This is a genomic window from Prochlorococcus sp. MIT2304, from assembly GCF_059772405.1.
In genome coordinates, this window is the sequence record NZ_CM186286.1 from 1120341 (window position 1) to 1136183 (window position 15843).

At 34.8% G+C, this 15843-nt stretch carries 17 protein-coding genes and 1 tRNA gene; 6 read left to right on the forward strand and 12 right to left on the reverse strand.

What is annotated here, in order from left to right; translation table 11 throughout:
- Window positions 1-19: 19 nt before the first annotated feature.
- The 4 genes from psaD to AC6EIY_RS06730 all read right to left on the reverse strand — a co-directional run bounded on the left by psaD (window position 20) and on the right by AC6EIY_RS06730 (window position 4732).
- Window positions 20-445 carry a photosystem I reaction center subunit II gene (gene psaD, locus AC6EIY_RS06715; protein WP_498506180.1) on the reverse strand — a complete coding sequence of 142 codons (426 nt, stop codon included), beginning with the start codon at window positions 443-445 and terminating at the stop codon, window positions 20-22.
- 95 nt (window positions 446-540) lie between these two features.
- Window positions 541-1932: a sensor histidine kinase gene (locus AC6EIY_RS06720; RefSeq protein WP_498506181.1), complete on the reverse strand. Its 1392-nt coding sequence runs from the start codon at window positions 1930-1932 to the stop codon at window positions 541-543.
- 430 nt (window positions 1933-2362) lie between these two features.
- Window positions 2363-3637, reverse strand: coding sequence for a rod shape-determining protein RodA (gene rodA, locus AC6EIY_RS06725; protein ID WP_498506182.1), 1275 nt, complete (start codon window positions 3635-3637; stop codon window positions 2363-2365).
- Between the two features lie 9 nt (window positions 3638-3646).
- Window positions 3647-4732 (reverse strand): Mrp/NBP35 family ATP-binding protein, encoded by a 1086-nt coding sequence (locus AC6EIY_RS06730; protein ID WP_498506183.1) that lies wholly within the window; start codon window positions 4730-4732, stop codon window positions 3647-3649.
- A 178-nt stretch (window positions 4733-4910) separates the two neighbouring features.
- On the opposite strand from AC6EIY_RS06730, the gene hemF reads away from it, so the two are divergent.
- A complete protein-coding gene (gene hemF, locus AC6EIY_RS06735; protein WP_498506184.1) occupies window positions 4911-5957 on the forward strand; it encodes an oxygen-dependent coproporphyrinogen oxidase in 1047 nt (348 codons plus the stop codon).
- A gap of 11 nt (window positions 5958-5968) precedes the next feature.
- Here hemF and AC6EIY_RS06740 read toward each other — a convergent pair whose 3' ends face one another.
- A complete protein-coding gene (locus tag AC6EIY_RS06740) occupies window positions 5969-6724 on the reverse strand; it encodes an N-acetylmuramoyl-L-alanine amidase (RefSeq protein ID WP_498506185.1) in 756 nt (251 codons plus the stop codon).
- 9 nt (window positions 6725-6733) lie between these two features.
- A complete protein-coding gene (locus tag AC6EIY_RS06745) occupies window positions 6734-7291 on the reverse strand; it encodes a cofactor assembly of complex C subunit B (protein ID WP_498506186.1) in 558 nt (185 codons plus the stop codon).
- 186 nt (window positions 7292-7477) lie between these two features.
- On the opposite strand from AC6EIY_RS06745, the gene AC6EIY_RS06750 reads away from it, so the two are divergent.
- On the forward strand, window positions 7478-8122 hold the full coding sequence (locus tag AC6EIY_RS06750) for a ribonuclease D (protein ID WP_498506187.1): 645 nt from the start codon (window positions 7478-7480) through the stop codon (window positions 8120-8122).
- Between the two features lie 21 nt (window positions 8123-8143).
- Here AC6EIY_RS06750 and AC6EIY_RS06755 read toward each other — a convergent pair whose 3' ends face one another.
- Together AC6EIY_RS06755 and AC6EIY_RS06760 are read right to left on the reverse strand one after the other, a co-directional pair.
- Window positions 8144-8413: a DUF8658 family protein gene (locus AC6EIY_RS06755; protein ID WP_498506188.1), complete on the reverse strand. Its 270-nt coding sequence runs from the start codon at window positions 8411-8413 to the stop codon at window positions 8144-8146.
- A 57-nt stretch (window positions 8414-8470) separates the two neighbouring features.
- Window positions 8471-9691, reverse strand: a complete 1221-nt coding sequence (locus AC6EIY_RS06760) for a lipid-A-disaccharide synthase-related protein (RefSeq protein ID WP_498506189.1) — start codon at window positions 9689-9691, stop codon at window positions 8471-8473.
- 57 nt (window positions 9692-9748) lie between these two features.
- On the opposite strand from AC6EIY_RS06760, the gene AC6EIY_RS06765 reads away from it, so the two are divergent.
- Window positions 9749-9819 (forward strand) — tRNA-Cys (locus AC6EIY_RS06765).
- Between the two features lie 251 nt (window positions 9820-10070).
- A complete protein-coding gene (locus AC6EIY_RS06770; RefSeq protein ID WP_498506190.1) occupies window positions 10071-10556 on the forward strand; it encodes a hypothetical protein in 486 nt (161 codons plus the stop codon).
- An 81-nt stretch (window positions 10557-10637) separates the two neighbouring features.
- Here the strand turns inward: AC6EIY_RS06770 and AC6EIY_RS06775 are convergent, their stop codons facing one another.
- Window positions 10638-10817: a DUF8639 family protein gene (locus tag AC6EIY_RS06775; RefSeq protein ID WP_498506191.1), complete on the reverse strand. Its 180-nt coding sequence runs from the start codon at window positions 10815-10817 to the stop codon at window positions 10638-10640.
- A gap of 49 nt (window positions 10818-10866) precedes the next feature.
- Here AC6EIY_RS06775 and AC6EIY_RS06780 point away from each other — a divergent pair, with 49 nt between their 5' ends.
- Window positions 10867-11838 (forward strand): aldo/keto reductase, encoded by a 972-nt coding sequence (locus AC6EIY_RS06780; RefSeq protein ID WP_498506192.1) that lies wholly within the window; start codon window positions 10867-10869, stop codon window positions 11836-11838.
- A 6-nt stretch (window positions 11839-11844) separates the two neighbouring features.
- Here the strand turns inward: AC6EIY_RS06780 and AC6EIY_RS06785 are convergent, their stop codons facing one another.
- Both AC6EIY_RS06785 and purM read right to left on the reverse strand, forming a co-directional pair.
- Entirely contained in the window at window positions 11845-12477 is a 633-nt protein-coding gene (locus AC6EIY_RS06785) for a DUF8655 family protein (protein WP_498506193.1), read from the reverse strand.
- 171 nt (window positions 12478-12648) lie between these two features.
- On the reverse strand, window positions 12649-13686 hold the full coding sequence (purM, locus tag AC6EIY_RS06790) for a phosphoribosylformylglycinamidine cyclo-ligase (protein WP_498506194.1): 1038 nt from the start codon (window positions 13684-13686) through the stop codon (window positions 12649-12651).
- A 124-nt stretch (window positions 13687-13810) separates the two neighbouring features.
- Between purM and AC6EIY_RS06795 the strand changes: the two genes are divergently transcribed.
- Window positions 13811-15361 carry a bifunctional pantoate--beta-alanine ligase/(d)CMP kinase gene (locus AC6EIY_RS06795; protein WP_498506195.1) on the forward strand — a complete coding sequence of 517 codons (1551 nt, stop codon included), beginning with the start codon at window positions 13811-13813 and terminating at the stop codon, window positions 15359-15361.
- On the opposite strand, the gene AC6EIY_RS06800 is transcribed toward AC6EIY_RS06795, so the two are convergent.
- Complete coding sequence (locus AC6EIY_RS06800) at window positions 15351-15824, reverse strand: low molecular weight protein-tyrosine-phosphatase (protein ID WP_498506196.1); 474 nt, start codon at window positions 15822-15824, stop codon at window positions 15351-15353. The two genes, AC6EIY_RS06795 and AC6EIY_RS06800, sit on opposite strands and share 11 nt — an antisense overlap.
- Window positions 15825-15843: the final 19 nt, after the last annotated feature.

Below are 15843 nucleotides of genomic sequence, written 5' to 3' on the forward strand. Positions count from 1 at the left end.
ACAGTTTAAATTAAATTAGTCATGCATCGTAAGTTTTTTTCCCGCTAAATTTCAAGCTTGCTGGATTAGGATTTTCACCGATTCGTCTATTATTGTAACCTTCTTTTAACCTCCCTTCATTGGGTTTCTCAGAGAAGACACCATCTTTCGGGAAAAGTAATTCTCTATCCCCTCCAGGGTAAATTCTATATATTTTGCTTGTTTCAATTCTTGGCTTAAACCCTCTTAATTGAGTATTTAAAGCAAAACACTGCTCTTTTCTTGCAAAGTACATTAAATTATCACCTGCATGCATTACTGCAGCTCCTCCAGTTGGAAGCTCAAAGACCTCAGAGGTTTTACTTGTCCAGGTAATTGCATATTTTTCTTCGGTTTCAGCCGAATTTAATAAACCACCGGTGCTACCAATGTGTTTTGGAAGTGTTCCAGGTAATACTTCGGTCATGTTTCAATTAAATCAACTTTTTCTTTATATTTTTAAATTAGCACTTTATTTTGTGCCTTTTGACTCATTGGACGTCAACTTCACACGCGTCAACATTAATCAATAAGATCAAATTCATTTAATTCAGAAATAGGAAAAAATATCGTAATTCCTTTATCTCTCCTATTAGTAAGGCGGCCACCAAGACTTTTCAAAAGTCTTTGCGTTGCAGCCTGACTAAGCTGCAAATTACCTGTCGAGGGATTCCAGCTAAGTACTGGACCAATTTCTTCATTGGAAAAACTTTCTGAAATTTCCGAATGAGTAGTTGTGGAAAGCTGAGTTAAAATCTGAAGCTTTAGCCTTTGACCCGCTGGCCTCAATTTCAAAGTTAATTCCCCACCGGTTTGTAATCCACGACTATTACGATCAATAAGACCGGTAAGCATTAATTCAAGCCCTTCAGAATCACTCAAGACTTTTGGTAAATCTGGTGTGATATCAAGAATAAGTTTCAATCCTTTTCGTTCTAACTGATTACTCCAAACCGGAAATAACATTGTGAGCATTTTACCTAAATCAGTTAAAGCTAAATTTGTCTCTCTTGGCTTACTCCTCTCTAACTCAACTGCATTAAAAATCAAACCAAAACGATCAATTTGTTCTGTACATTCAATATCTATTTGCTTCAAACGTGTTTCAACTACCCTAGGTAAGTCTTGTTTTCGTAGAAGAGATCTTATTAAAGTTCTTATTGTCGCCAGAGGAGTCCTTATTTCATGTGTTAAAGCCTCTAGCAAGGAAATTTCACTATTTCTTGAGCTTGTTGTGTGATCATCAATTAAATTATCAGGCAAAGTTTGAATATTTAAACTTGGTGCAATATCTGCAAGTCGTTGAGATAGTAAAGGCCAAAATACTTTAGATAAATCATCATTTGTTTTTAGCTGGCCCAATTCTCCAAGAGCGTTTCGGAGATTATTTGCTTGATCAACATTTTCTGTATTTAATCTATTGTCAAGTAACGTCAAAAGGTCACTCAAAGTCTCTGGATCACTGCGCATTAATAATTTTCTCTCCTGACAATTACCTTCAAGGGCCAAAGCAATTTGAATTTCAGGAGTAATCACTATTAACAAAGGATCGTTCCCATCTTCCTCCAGAAGAGTCAATCGCTCATAGCCTGAGGAATCGTTATGAAAATCCATCGAAACTGATTGGCTGGGTGGCAACATTCCCATAGAGGGATTCGTAAGATTTAAAAGATCTTTGGGAGCCCATACCCATCCTTGAAATTTCTTGAGTAATCTTGGTTCGTATAATGCTGGTAAAGGAGAAGACAACCATAAACCTCTTGTCAGGTTCATCGGTAGAAGTATGTCTGACTGAAGAGTATCCAGCGCCGCCCACCACATTCTCCTTACTGCAGATTCACTACATTTTGCTTGAGGAACACCTTTTGCCATCCTATTTTGTAAGGCTTTAATAGTTACTAGAGGCGCGTTCACGAGAACCTCCAAGCCTCATACAAACCTTTAAATCCATTAGATTGATTAGATTTTAAAGGGTGAAAAATCATAAAAAATAGAGTTTCAACTCTTGAAGTGCCTAAGCTGATTATTTTCAAATAGATTGATTGAAAATTTCGGAGTAATTCAACTTAATAAGCAAATAAAGTCTTCAAAACAAATAAAATCATAAGAATTAATTCGTTTATTAGTAAGGATTAACAAGGTGGTGATAGTACCTCATATTCCATTAAATCCAAGAATAACTAATTCAATGAAACTAATGTTTGATCTTAAAGTGAGGATTCCTTCCTTTACATAGATGAAAAACTTAACCTCAAGATGGTATCGAGTGTTAACCATAGCAATACTCAAAACTCTAATGAGACTCAACTAGTGCATTTACAAATAAAATAAGCAATATGTTTAATTAGAGATTTTTTCTTATTGACTGTCCTCTTCTAGATACAGATAAACAAAGGCCCAAGCTTATAAAATTAACAAATAATGCCGTTCTTCCATAGCTCATAAAAGGCAATGGGATTCCAGTAACAGGTCCTAGACCTATGGTCATAAATATATTCACCATAATTTGGAACATAAACATTGAGGCTATTCCAATCACAATCAAAGATTCAAAATCAGTGCGTGCCTCAATAGCTATCTTGATCAATCGAAAAATTAGAATAAAAAATAAAAATAAGACCAACAAAGTTCCTAAAAAGCCTGTCTCCTCTCCAAGAGCGCTAAAAATAAAATCAGTATGTTGCTCTGGTATGAATTTTAATTTAGTTAATTGACCCTGCATCAACCCAGTCCCAACCAATCCTCCAGATCCAATACTTATTTTGCTTTGGAGCATATGATAGCCACCACCTAAAGGATCTTGACTAGGATCAAGAAAAAGAATTAGTCTATCTCTTTGATAATCTCTTAATAAAGTTTCCCAAAACCAAGAAGAAGTTTGGGCTATTAATGAATGAAAGAGAAGAATTAATATTGTTAGTATTTTTCTTTGATTTGGAAGAGATTTATAAGACAAAAAAACAATTATTGGGAACCATATAAAAAGCCCCAACGGGTATAAGTAAGACAAGAATCCTGTAACTGAAGTAGCCAAAACAATAAATGCCCACTCATATGGCATCCCTGACCAATACAACATGCCAAGAAGTATCGAGCCAAAAACAAGAGATGTACCTAGATCAGGTTGTATGAAAACCAAAATCCAAGGAAAAATAGAAAGTAATAAAGGTTTAATTACATGCGATAAATTAGTAAATCTTCTTCGATCTAAAATAGAAGCCAAAACAAGTATTAAGGTCAATTTAGCAAACTCCGATGGCTGAACATAAACTCCAGCAAAGCTCAACCATCTCTGTGCTCCTAAGGCAGAAGTACCACTAAAATTTACATATAATAGAGTTAAAATAGTAAAAACATATATTGGTACAATATATTTTCTTAGATCTTGCAAAGGAACTTGAGCTAAAAAATAAACAATTAAAGACCCTATATAAGCAATGATTGCATGGTGATACCAATCTGCAATTCCAATATTTCTTTGAGTACTTGCAATTAAGAAACAAGATAAATGTACTAAAATAAAAGGTACAATCCAAATTATGAAATCAGCATCTTTCCAAATTTTTCTGTTTCTAACTATTTTTAAATTAGATATTTTCTTTCGACCAAAACTTATCATGACTTTCAATCAATGTTTAACTGATAATTGATTACATAGAGTTTCAGCAAGTTCTAAAAATACTTTTGCTGTTATTGAATCTCGAGATGTATGAACTACAGGCAAATCCTTACCTGTACCCGAAAAAGTATCTGACTCTATTGGTATCTGAGAAAGCAAGGGGACATCATTCTCTTTGGCTAATTGCTCTCCACCTCCCGAGCCAAAAATCTCATATGATTTTTGCGGTTGATCTGAAGGAATAAAATACGTCATATTTTCTATCACTCCGAGTACAGGAATATTCAATTGTTTAAACATTGCTAGTCCCCTTCTCGAGTCTTGAAGAGATACATTTTGTGGAGTGGTGACTATCAGCACGCCTGCCATGGGAACTGCTTGAGCTAAAGAAAGTTGAGCATCCCCTGTCCCAGGCGGAAGATCCACTATTAAAAAATCACGTTCTCCCCAAGAAGCTTGATACAAGAATTGTCGAATAATTCCATTAAGCATTGGGCCACGCCAAATCACTGGTTGATTTTGATCAATCAATAATCCCATTGAAACCATTCCAATTCCACATGTTTCAATGGGGATAATCATTTGCTCTGCCCCCGAACCACTAACTTCAGGAGTTATTTCGCTAACACCAAGCATATAAGGGGTATTTGGCCCATAAATATCTGCATCAAGCAAGCCGACCTTAAAACCTTTTTGACTGAGCGCACAAGCTAAATTTACGGCAACAGTACTTTTACCAACGCCTCCTTTACCACTACTTATAGCGATAACATTCTTCACTTTTGGTATTGGAGTTAATCTCTGAGATTGAGCACCATGCCCGGCCTGACCAATAGGAGATTCCGCAGATGGAGAGGAATCCCCTATCTCAATTTGTACTTCTTCTATGTCTTCCAGTAAATTAATGCATTTCCTAATATCATTTGCTATTTGACTTCTTTGCGCTAAGGCAAAATTAGGAAGGGTGAGCCTTACAACAATTTTCGGTGGCTTTACTGAAACGATATGCAACCATCCAAGTTCAACAATAGATCGTTCACTTCCGACATCTTTGACTGAATTAAACGCTTTTAAAACCTTCTCGTTAGTTGTCATTCTTAATTTCTATTCACCCGATGATAGTAAAAAAATCGACAAATATTCCAACTCATTATCCAATGATATTGGCTTTAGTAAAAAGTAAAAAATATTCGCAATACAAACTTTTCCAATATTGATGTGAAATTTGCATCATTTGAAAGTATTTTTTAAAGAAAGCAAAATACAATTAATTTTGTCCTCCTCACCAAATCAAGCCATTTTACCGGCAAAAAATTCAAGAGAACGAGCCAAAAAGCTTGTTTTAGGGCTTCAAGACGAAATTTGTGCTGGTTTAGAGACTATTGATGGAGAAGGCAAATTCCTAGAAGAATCTTGGCAGAGGCCAGAAGGTGGTGGGGGTCGTTCACGAGTCTTGAAAGATGGGAAAATCTTTGAACAGGGAGGAGTGAATTTTTCTGAAGTACATGGGAATGAACTTCCACCATCAATAATTAGCCAAAGGCCAGAAGCAAAAGGTCACTCTTGGTTTGCAACAGGAACCTCCATGGTTCTTCACCCCAAAAATCCCTACATACCAACTGTTCATCTGAATTACAGATATTTTGAAGCAGGTCCTGTTTGGTGGTTTGGGGGAGGGGCAGATTTGACCCCTTTTTATCCATATTTATCTGATACGCGTCACTTTCATTCATGTCATAAAACCGCATGTGACACGATTAACAAAGATCTTCATAAGGTTTTCAAACCGTGGTGTGACGAATATTTCTTTCTAAAACATCGAAATGAAACCAGAGGAGTTGGAGGTATTTTTTATGACTATCAAGACGGCTCAGGTTTACTTTATAAAGGTCAAAATGCCAAAGGGAAAGCGTCTAACATTTCAAAAGAATTAGGTCACCATTCTTTGAATTGGGAAAATCTTTTTTCACTTGCCAAAGGATGCGGACAGGCATTTCTGCCCTCGTATGAGCCAATAATAAAAAAACGAAAAAATCAACAATTTTCAACCAAAGAAAGAGACTTTCAACTTTATAGGCGAGGTAGATATGCTGAATTCAATCTGGTTTGGGATAGGGGAACCATTTTTGGATTACAAACAAACGGAAGAACTGAATCAATATTGATGTCATTACCGCCCTTAGCAAGATGGGAATATGGATATAAACCAGAAAATAATTCACGTGAAGCACTATTGACAGATTTATTTACTAAGCCTCAAGACTGGTTTACAGATAAATCGCTTGAAGAGAGATGCCTAGCACATCAAGCATTGGATTAAATTTCCCACTTTTAAGTTATCCCATTTAAAAAAGCCTGAACTATTTCATTAGCAATAAGATTTATTGTTCTTTGCCGAGTTTTTAAATTTCTAAGATTTTGTTCTAATAAACCCTCTAATTTTCCAATTTCAAGAATCCTTATTTGCCTTCTTGGCGCACCTAAACCTCCTCTGAATAAAACAGGAAACCTTCCAAATTTTTTTGCGATTGACTCGTCGATTTTGTTTGGCGTCTCAGAAAAAGGAGGAATCAATCCCGAGCCAACTCCATACTTACCATATGCATCAAAATGAATCTCAATTGCATACCCACCTTGCTTGGCAAACTTCCTACCTACTGACCAATTTGTTCTTGGATCATTAGCATCATCAATATTTCTTATGCCAGGATCATACGATCTGATATTTAAACCTTTCTTTTTGCCAATATTCACAACTGATTTTTGTAACTTTAAATTCCAAAAAAGTTCATCACTAATTTCAGGATGCATTGGATTCTTTCCAAACTTATCAACCGCTTCTCCAGGAGTACCAGCGCCAGCCAACCCCTGAGAGTCTGCATGGCCAGCTAATATTAAAATAGGAATATTTTTAACTACATTTTTACTCCCAACCCAATTAGCAGGAAGATTTGAGCCTTCACCAATAATTACTTCGAGATCATCAGTGAAATTAAAATTTTTAGTGTAATAAAGTTGAGAAAAAGCATAAAAAATAATAAAAAATACGATAAATTTTAAACGATTTAATAATTGATTTCTCTCCACAAGTAAAAATTAAATAGGTGATGAAAGCAGAGAATTTTCACTGCTAAGCTTAAGACTTTCAGATAATTCTGACTGAATTGCTATCAACTCATCACGATGAGCTTTAATTCTTAAAACACTACTATCTGATAAATCTGAACTTAACAACTTAACTTCTAATGATTCCTCTCGTTGGGATCGAATACGATAAATAATTCCTGCAAGAGGTGCACCAATTACAGATAGCAGTAAAGGCCACCAACCTAAAGAGGGGTAAAGCTGAATCAGAACCAGACCCAAGCAAGCAGATCCCAGCCCTCCAAGGCATGATAAAAAGATGATCAAAAAAGTACTAGAAGCAACATTGCCATTGAAGATCAACAATTTCTCTTCCACATTGCCTCCATTCTTTTTCCAACCACGTTCTTCTAACCAAAAACTAATTCCTTTCATAACTTCAAGGGGAGGCAAAGGAGACTGAACATCTACAATTGTCGTACGGTCTTTACTTGCAGCTCGCAGAAAAAAAACCAAACCTATTGCTAAGAGAATAGTTAAAAATAAAGTTGAGGAGAATGCGCTTTGCATCTCAAAAATACGATCTCTTTAATTTTAATTGTTATGAAAAACATAGCTACAAAAGTGAGCTAAAAGAATTAAAAGATATTAGAAAAAAATAAAATCGATAAATTTCCTAAATATTTTTCATCATTAAAGGCATTAGAATTCAATCATGGAAGAATCACTTATTAATTAAATTCCACTAAATCTACTATGCCAAAAAAACTTGACGAACCGTCGACTTTCAAGATCTTTGATCAAGACATAGATAATGAAACTAAGATTGCTTTAAGCTCATCTTTAGCATTGGCAGTTGATACTGAAGCCATGGGATTAATTCATGGCCGAGACAGGCTTTGTTTAATACAAATATGTGATCAACTAGATAATGTTATTTGTATTCGGATAGAAAAGAACCAACATTCAGCACCCAACTTAAAATCTATTCTTGAGAAAACAACAATTGAAAAAGTCTTTCATTTCGCAAGATTTGACGTGGCTGCCTTAGCAAGTAATCTAAATATTGATGTTAATCCAATTTTTTGTACAAAAATTGCAAGTAAAATTGGTAGAACTTACAGTCCAAGACACGGATTAAAAGAGGTGATTATGGAAACTGTTGGAGTTGAATTAGATAAGCAAGCTCAAAGCAGTGACTGGGGAAAAGTTGGTGATTTAACTCAAAAACAACTAATCTATGCGGCAAATGATGTTAGATATTTACTAGGGGCTAAACAGAAACTTGAGGATATGTTAATACGTGAAGATAGATGGGAATTAGCACAAAAATGTTTCCAGTGTGTACCAATTTTTTCCGAGCTTGATAGAAGAAGATTTACAAATATTTTTGACCACTAATTTTTCTAACCAAAAGATTAATTAATCTTCAAGCATAAAATTTTCCTCTTCTTTTAGAGCCTTCAACAAGTGATCAAAAGAGGCAGAGGCAGATAAAGTTTGTTTTTGATCCTCATTAAGAGTTTGCTCAAGGATCTTTTGAGCAATTTCTTTTCGTGATTGCAAATCTTTTTTCCCTTCTTTAGCCGCTGCAACCTCTACTTTTCTTCGAGCGGCTGCAATACTTATGCTTAAAGAGGATGCTAATTGAGCACAAATTTTAAGATAATGATGATCTTCAATTAGAGGCATATGCTGTGGCTGCAACAGAAAATCATCATTAAAAATCTTTTATCAGATTACACCGCACTATAAACCCTGGGACAAGTGAGTCGAAATACTAATAGCTAAAGAGCGACTTCCACCTTCAGGTCCCATTCGTTTAGATCCTCTTAAACCAATGTTTTGTCTATCGAAATCAGAATCCAATAAAAACTCCACTCGTTTTGCGAAAGTTTGATAATCTTTTGCTATGGCCACCGAACCTCCCAACAATCGACTTTGACGCTTAGCAAAATTGAAATTAAATTGAGGCCCTTTCCCTGGGAAAGAGACACATGGGATACCTAAACCTACTAATTGTTCTGTAGCTGTTCCCGCATTTGCCACTCCTACTTCTCCCCATTTAGCCCATGAAGAGAATTGCTGAAAACCAGTCAATATAAGTAAGGATTTTTTTTTCCATATTTCTGATATCCCTAATTTATCTATTGATTCATCAGTCGGATTGAAACCTAAATCAACCATTATCAATTTTATTTTTTTACTCATTGAAGAAGAATTTAAAGGAACAAATATTGCCAAAGGAGATGAGGTTTGAATCAGTTGAGTTGCAATTAAAAGTTTTTCAAAATTCACATACGCCTCAGGTAAACGACTTCCACATAACAAAATCAAGCGTCTATATGTTTTGAAATCACTTGGACATTCTGTCTTAGCTAGACCATCCATCATCGGATTCCCAGGGGCAATTGCTTCCACTCCGTGACCCCTTAAACCTCTAGCAGTGATTTTGTCTCTTACAGCAACCATCTTGCAGCGACTAGATCGCATCAACCAATATTCCCATGGATCCCACTCGGTTCCTTTCAATCGATGGTAGAAATCGCTCAAAGAGAATCTAGGTCCGCTTGTCCATGTGTAATCACTTTTGGGAGTGCCAACAAACAAATAATCAGCACCACTAGCCCATGCAAAAAGAAGGGGTAATAAATCTCCAACCGCAACAATAATTCTTCCCTCTCTCGCTGATCTATGAATAACAGTCCATTGCCTCCAAAGGCTCCAGAGCAATCCAGCTTTTAAATCTAAAACTAATCCACTAAAACTCTGATTACTAAATCCACCACTTGGTAAAAAATTTAAAGGACCAATCTTGGTAAGCCAGCCATCTGTTGTGAACTTATTAAACACTTTTCCCTCTCCAACCATTGGGAGTACTTCTTGGGAAATATCCGGATTAATTTCATGTAATGCTTCTATGATCTGGCAGGCAATCGTATCTTCTCCATGTCCATTACAAAGAAACAAAAGATTTTGTTCGGCTTGGCTGATACGATTTGGATTGGAAATGAATATTTCATTTTCGGCGGCATGGCCAAGTGGTAAGGCAGAGGATTGCAAATCCTTTATCCCCAGTTCGAATCTGGGTGCCGCCTTGAGTATTATTCGTTTAATTTTCCTGAGAAAGCCTCCCAGAACAATGCTCCATGTGTAGCGAGTAGCAAGTTTCAAGAACAGTCAGAAATTGATAAGTTGATTTTTTTTCTCGATCGAAATATTGATCATTTTCACATTCTTACAGTAAGTCTTTCAAAGAACCACTAATAAAAATCTGGTAGCCAATCAAAATGCCAAATAGTTTTATCTTATGTGCATATCTTTATGTACTATTTCATTCGTTTAAAAATTGGGAAGTAATATTAGTCATGAACTAATATCAAAAACAATAACCAATATAACAGTGACTGATCAAATTGAATTCAGTTCTTTTTTTAAATTATTAAATTCAATAAAAGAAGGAGAATCGGAAAAAATATCTTTATTAGATGAAAAAATTAATGAATTTAAAAATGGTACCAATTCCAAAAGTTTTTTAGAAGAGTTGGGATCGATTTATCTAGCAATTGGTGTTACTGAATTATATATTTTTACTAATCAAAAGGATTTAAAGTCTATCGGTCTGATAGATAAAGAAGGATGGGAAAAATTATCTGAAAAAAATCAACAGGAACTTCCCGTCTTCCTTGCTAATAAAATGATTGAGTACATTAAAGAAAAGAAAAAAGTGAAAGAAATGTCTAAAAAATGGAATATTAGAGAAGGTGAAATAAGAAAGCACATAACAAAAATGGCAAGATATATTACTGAGGGGATAATTGATGTTATTGAATAACTTAATAAGTAAAATCTAACAAAATCATTTTTGATTCATCATTAATTATCAGATTTAGTCTTTAAACAAAGAGGTTTAAAGTTAATATTCATTGTCCGCGACACAAATACCAAGGCATCTTATACCATTACTGGTAGTTCTTCCACAATGATTACATAGTACTTTTTCAATTTTATTTTCACTTGCATTACCTTTTTGACTTTCGTGATTACTATTACTATTCTCCACAGAGAAATCTTTCAATCTGTTTAATTTATTCATGTAAGATACTTGAAAATAGACTTTTTAGTTAAATAAAAACCTCGAAGTCATGAGTAAGAAAAAAATCGGGATTGGCTTTGGCACTTGGGCATGGGGAAATAAATTGGTATGGGGCTACAAACCTGAGATAGATGATATTTTACTAAAAAAAACTTTTTTTGATGCTATAGATGGTGGATTAGATCTTGTTGATACTGCAGATTCATATGGCACAGGAAACTTATTTGGTCAAAGTGAAAAGCTGATTGGCAATTTCCTTGAAGAGTTACCAAGAAGGAAACTAAAAAAAATCACCATTGCAACAAAACTCGCCCCCTTTCCCTGGAGAATTGGTCGCAATGGTCTCAATTATGCTTTTCAAGAGAGTAATAAGCGGCTTAAAGGACATATGAAAAGGGTACAACTTCATTGGAGTACTTATCGTTATGCGCCTTGGCAAGAAGAGCAATTAATAAATGGCCTAGGAGATCTATACGAAAAAGGTTTAATCAAGGAAATCGGGTTGTCGAATACTGGTCCAAAAAGACTAGAATTTTTATATCAAAAACTTAAAGAACGAGGAATAAAAATTAATAGTATACAGATGCAATTTTCATTATTAACTAAACCAACTTTAGCAAATGAAAGAATTAAAAATATATGTATTGAGCATGATATAGAATATTTAGCGTACAGTCCACTTGCATTAGGAATACTAACTATTCCACCTAATCAGTCGCCCAAGCCTAGAACATTCTTACGACAAAAGTTATTTGAAAATATTCTTCCTAAAACTATAGAAATGAGAACACAAATAACTAATATTGCTAAAAAATATTCAGCCACACAAGCACAAGTGGCATTAAATTGGATAAGGTCTCATGGAGCCAAACCAATAGTTGGGATTCGCAATCCTTTACAAGCTAAAGATGCTATTTCAGCGCTCAATTGGTCTTTAACCCACAGAGAAAAAGAAAGACTTAATTCTTACAGAAGCAAGTGTCTTACATATATGCCTCAAAATCCTTTTACTAGTCAATAATTCAAATTAATTATCAGGGCTTACGATCACCTTCATTGAATCGGAAGAGGTTGGAAGAGTAATAACTTTTGCTGGTGGAATTGACTGTGAATTTGAGGTTTTTTCAACTATTTCTTTATCAGATTCTTTTTCATCTTTAGCACAAGCTTCTAAGGCTTCTCTCAACAACGAGTCAAAAGTAGCACCTGGCAATCTATGCCTGGCAACTTCAAGGAATGTGAGTGGTAAAGACTCTGATGCTGCATCTTTTAAAGCAGGATTATTTTTTCGATGTTCTTGCTCATCTTGAATTGCTCGAATAAATCTTAGAGTTACTTCATGCTTAGTAGAAGCTTTTATTAATGTATCATTATCTCTTTGTCCATTATTTGCTTCTTGTTCTAAATCATTGATTCTGCTCTCTAAACTTGTTAGGACTTCATCAGCTTCTTTACCAATATGAGCGAGTTGTCCATCAGACAAGTTTGGCAAATCAGCTACATATACCTTTCCATGATCTCGTAGTGTTAGGAAAGTTGGTCTTGGACCTCCATTTTGTCTCATGCCCGATTCAGCTTGTCCACCTAAAGGTTTTCTAGGTGGTGTTGGACCTGCAGAACTTCTCCTACGCGTAAGACGCTGTTGATTTTCAAAAGGCATAGAACTTAGAACTAATTAAGATCTGACTTCGCAATACCCGAACTAATATCCGGCTAGCGTTTTTTTACATCTTACTGTTTTTTTACCGATATCGAAAATCTTTTTTAACCTTAATTTAAGGTATTAAAAATTGGAATACAGAATTTTACACACCAATGCTGTGTGCACTAATCATGAAATTCCCAATATATCTAAATGCCTTGGATTATTTAAACTTTCTACAACTTGACCAATATTCCAAGCTTCAAAATCATTTTTTGTACATATTTCTAAAGCGGAATTCACTACATTTTTGGGAACAATGAAACAAAAACCTATACCCATATTAAACGTATTCCAAAGATCAATTTCGGGAATATCACCAGCATTTTGTAACCAAGAAAATATTTCAGGAATTTCCCAACTAGTTATATCTATATGGGGTACTAATCCAGCAGGAAAAACTCTAGGAAGATTTTCTGGCAATCCTCCACCAGTTATGTGAGTCATTCCATGAATTGGTAAATTTTCAATCAACAATTTCTCAACAAGTTCAGCATAAATTGCTGTTGGTTTAAGCAAAGATTGAATCAAGTTACTTTGATTTTTTCCATATAAAGTATTTTGATCAACATTTGCCATAGATAGCACTTTACGGACAAGACTAAATCCATTGCTATGGACTCCATTACTTTTAATCCCAATAATTTGATCTTCAGAATCAATGTGCGAGCCTGTAATTAAGTGATTATTTTCAACGATGCCGACACAAAAGCCTGCTAAGTCATATCTTCCTTTGGGATAGAAGCCTGGCATTTCAGCCGTTTCGCCTCCCAATAGAGAACAATCAGATTTACTACAGCCCTCAGCAATTCCCTCTATAACTTCTGCTAAAGCATCTGGAGTCAAGGTTCCACTTGCGATGTAATCCAAAAAAAATAAAGGCTTAGCGCCATTGGTTATTACATCATTCACGCACATTGCCACTAGATCAATGCCAACTCCAAAATGACAGTCATATTGCTGGGCTAATTCCAATTTTGTCCCAACACCATCAGTCCCTGAGACTAATACAGGACTTTCATAGCCTCTTGGAATTTTTATACAGCCCCCAAAACCTCCTAACCCTCCAATCACTTCGCTTTTATGAGTTTTTTCAACGCATAATTTAATTCTCTCCACAAATGCTCTTCCAGCAGTAACATCAACTCCCGCAGTTTTGTAATCCATCAGTAAAAAACTTTTATGTTCAAAAGATCTGTATCCTCATATGAAACTCCATATGGAATCAGTATGCAATCAACCTATTTCATTTCAATCATAAGTTTATGAAATTAATTTGTTTACCAACATAGTGGGACAAAAAATCTTCCAAACTAATGCTGAATTAAAAGATTGGCTTAGTAAACAACATTCAGCAATAATTTTCATCCCAACCATGGGAGGGCTTCACCCTGGGCACCAATATTTAATTCAGAAAGCTAAAAAAAGGAAACCTAATAAAAGTCAAATCATTCTTGTAAGTATTTTTGTCAATCCATTGCAATTTAGCAAGGGCGAAGACTTCAAAAAATATCCTAGAAATATAACTAGAGATTCTGAATTAGCTTTTAGTGCAGGAGCAGATGCGATTTGGGCTCCAGATTATATTGACGTTTTTCCAGGAGGCGAAGATTCACATTTCAAAATTCAAGTTCCTAAAACTTTGCACAATCAATTATGTGGTGCTGATAGAAAAGGACATTTTGATGGAGTTGCTACCGTTATTATTCGTCTCATAAAAATTATCAAGCCAGAGAAACTAATTCTTGGAGAAAAAGATTGGCAACAATTAATTATCATTAGAAAACTTTTTGAAGAACTCTCCATACCTATAAAGATTGAATCCTTTTGTACACAAAGAGATCAAAGTGGATTTGCTTATAGTTCAAGAAATGCTTATCTAAGTCATTCTGAAAGATCAAATGCTCAGGCTTTACCCAATGTAATTCAAGAAGCAAAAGATGATTTTGTTAAAGACAAGATTATAAATCTCAAAAAGATAGACTCCAAACTTAAAGAAAGCAATTTAGAAATCGAATACATAAAAATCGTAGATGCATTTTCATTGAAAGAAAAAAAGAATATAAATGGTATATGTCTTTTAGCCGCAGCAGTAAGATGTGGTTCTACAAGGCTCATTGATCACACTTTTCTTATGGATAGAAAACCAATTATTGCAATTGATGGTCCAGCTGGTGCTGGTAAAAGCACAGTAACAAAAGAATTTGCAAAGAGACTTGGTTTTATTTATTTAGATACTGGTGCAATGTATAGAGCAGTCACATGGTTAATACTCAAAAATTCTATTGTTCCAAATAACCAAGTTGCAATAAAAAACATCTTAAAAGATGTAAAATTAGAGTTTAAAAACTCAAGTTTTGATGAGCAAAGAATATTAATTAACAACACTGATGTAACAGAAAAAATACGATCACCAGAAGTTACTTCAATGGTTTCTGAAATTGCTAAACAACAATTCGTCAGAGATTTACTCACAACAAGACAACAAGTTATTGGAGATAATGGAGGTTTGATTGCAGAAGGCAGAGACATAGGAACAGCTGTATTCCCTGAGGCAGACGTAAAAATCTTTCTGACAGCTACTCCAAAAGAAAGGGCGAAACGAAGATCCCTTGACTTAAAAAAAAGAGGTTATAAATATTCCAGCATTGAAGATCTTGAAAAAGAAATTAGAGAAAGAGACAAAAAAGATACAGAACGAGAAATCGCCCCCTTAAGAAAAGCTCAAGATGCCATAGAACTTGTTACCGATGGACTGAATATCGAAGACGTATTAGAAGAAATGACTTATATTTTTAGATCAAAAATTCCTGAAGAAATCTGGCCAACACCTAATCTATAAGACTATCTATTAATTCTTCAATAGCATCATTCAATAAATCTAGAACCTTTTCGAATCCATTTTGACCTCCATAATAAGGATCAGGAACTTCATCTAATTGTGATTTTTGAGAATAACTTAAAATAAGTTTTATTTTTGAATTGATAGTGTGCATATCATCTTTAATTAATGATTTAACAGCATTCAGATTATCTTTATCCATAACAAGAATATGATCAAATTCATATAAATCATTTTCTTCTATTTGTCTAGCTCGACTGGTTAGTTCTATTCCCCTCGATAATGCTGTTGTACACATTCTTTGATCAGGAGGATTGCCTATATGCCAACTGCCAGTTCCTGCGGAATCAACCACAAAAAAATTTTCTAAATCTCTCTCTTTAATTTTTTGATTAAAAATACCTTCTGCTGCCGGAGAACGACATATATTTCCCAAACAAACAAAGAGAATTTTTTTTACCATTTTTTGAATTTATTTATAT